We start from the raw sequence: 2,114 nt of genomic DNA on the forward strand, positions 1-2,114 counted from the left end.
GTCGTTGCGGGATAGATCGGGTGCGCCGACCCAAGATCGTGCAGGATGTCGCGTTCGACCGCCGCCTCGTCGCCGGCCTTGGCCAGCCTCAGGAAGCCGATGCCGCGCAGCCCGGCGAAATTGTCGTCTATATCGAGCGCGGTGAAGAAGGCCTTGAATTCGCCGCGCGTGATGTCGCCGTTGCGGGCATCGAACAGCGCCTGCGTCGAACGCAGCAGCGACAGATGCAGGTCGATGCGGCTCTCGATGCGGCTCAGCGCGTCGTCGGCGGTGCCCTCGAACTTGATCCGAGCCGCCTCCTGCGTCGCGAAATAGGCGAACCCCGCCATCGTCAGGCTGATCAGCGCGACGGCGATGAAGGCGACGATCGGAAAGAGCTTCTTCAAATCAAGGATGCGGCCCGTGGACGGTCGACGACCTTTATGGGCAAGTCTCCGCGTCAACACAATGGCGCGGTCAAATCATCGCTGCGGCTGGCATATCATCCAGCCATTACTTAGCCGGCTATCGGTTCGCCTTCATGCCGCGATCTTAAGCGCGCCTGGACCCGGAATCGCCCCTGGCGGGCATTTACCGAGGATGATCATGCCGAGCACCTCGTCCTGGGTGACGTCGGTCGTGCGCGCGGTGCCGACCACCTGGCCGTTCTTCATCACGCAGACCCGGTCGGCGAGCTCGAAAACGTCGTGGATGTCGTGGCTGATCAGGAAGATGCCGATGCCGTCGGCCTTGAGCTGCTTGACCAGTTCGCCGACCTGCGCCGTCTCCTGCGGGCCGAGCGCCGCTGTCGGCTCGTCCATGATCAGGATGCGGGCGTTGAACAGGATCGCGCGCGCGATCGCCACCGACTGCCGCTGTCCGCCCGACAGCTTGATGACCGGTTCCTTGAAGCGCTGGAAACGCGGATTGAGCCGGCCCATCACCTTGCGCGCCTCGGCTTCCATGGCGACGTCGTCCAGCGTGCCCCAGCCGGTCATCAGCTCGCGGCCGAGGAAGAGATTGGCGGCGGCATCGACATTGTCGGCCAGCGCCAGCGTCTGGTAGATCGTCTCGACGCCGTATTTCTTGGCGTCGCGCGGATTGGCGATCGAAGCCTCCTCGCCATTGATGAAGATCTGTCCGCTATCGCGCTTGTAGGCGCCGGACAGGATCTTGATCAGCGTCGACTTGCCGGCGCCGTTGTGGCCGAGCAGCGCCATCACTTCGCCGGGGAAAAGATCGACCGACGCATCGTCGACGGCGCGGATGCCGCCGAAGGCGATCGAGATATTGCGCATGTCGACCAGCGGAACGCCGGCGGGAGCGATTTTGTCAGCCATGATCTTCTCCTCCCTGATCAGACGCGCTTGCGATAGAGTGTGTCGAGCCATACCGCGACGACCAGCACGGCGCCCACGACGATGCTCTGCAGCGGCGAGTCGACGCCAAGCAGCACCATGCCGGACTGCAGCGACTGCATCAGAAGCGCGCCGAGCATGGCGCCGAGCACGGTTCCCGAACCGCCGGCAAGCGACGTGCCGCCGATGACGGCCGCGGCGATGACCAGCAGCTCGTCCAGCGTTCCGAGCACATTGGTGGACGAATTCTGCCTGGCCGACGAGATCGCCGCCGCGATCGTCGCCAGCACGCCCATGATCATGAACACTTTCATGGTGATCCAGCGCGTGTTGATGCCGGCGAGGTTGGCCGCTTCCGGATTGCCGCCGATGGCGAAGACATAGCGGCCGAAGCGCGTGCGCTTGGTGACGAAGGTCATGATCAGGCCGACGGCGACCGCCATCAGCACCGGAATGGCGATGCCATGCGCGATGAACAGCCCGCCCTCGGGCACGGTGATGTTGTTGGCGGCGGCGTAGCGGTTCACGATGCCGACCGGCCACGGGTAGGAGTTGGCGAGCCACACCGCGCCCAGGATGATCGCGCAGGTGACCGTGGCAAGCAGCGTCTCGGCCCATACGGGACGCAGCGGGAAGCGGAAGCGCTTGCGCTGCACGCGGCCGTTGAAATGCATGAAAATCACGGCCAGGCAGGCGACGATGCCGACGACCCAGCTCCATTTGGCGCCGATCGAGCCCGCCGGGCCGCCGCCCATCAACTGGAAGGTGGCGTCGAGC

General features: G+C 65.0%; 1 protein-coding gene and 2 pseudogenes. All 3 read right to left on the reverse strand.

Annotated elements, in window-relative coordinates; all coding sequences use genetic code 11:
- Positions 1-386 (reverse strand): annotated as a pseudogene (locus tag EOD07_RS32035) (CHASE domain-containing protein); the annotation flags it as partial.
- A gap of 132 nt (positions 387-518) precedes the next feature.
- Positions 519-1,319 (reverse strand): ATP-binding cassette domain-containing protein, encoded by an 801-nt coding sequence (locus EOD07_RS32040; protein WP_127238113.1) that lies wholly within the window; start codon positions 1,317-1,319, stop codon positions 519-521.
- 17 nt (positions 1,320-1,336) lie between these two features.
- Positions 1,337-2,114, reverse strand: a pseudogene (locus EOD07_RS32045) (sugar ABC transporter permease); the annotation flags it as partial.

It is taken from the genome of Mesorhizobium sp. M2C.T.Ca.TU.002.02.1.1 (assembly GCF_003997225.1).

Bases quoted from the DNA above. Each gene is read 5' to 3' on its own strand.
- EOD07_RS32040 (WP_127238113.1), bottom strand. From the start codon at position 1,319: ATGGCTGACAAAATCGCTCCCGCCGGCGTTCCGCTGGTCGACATGCGC.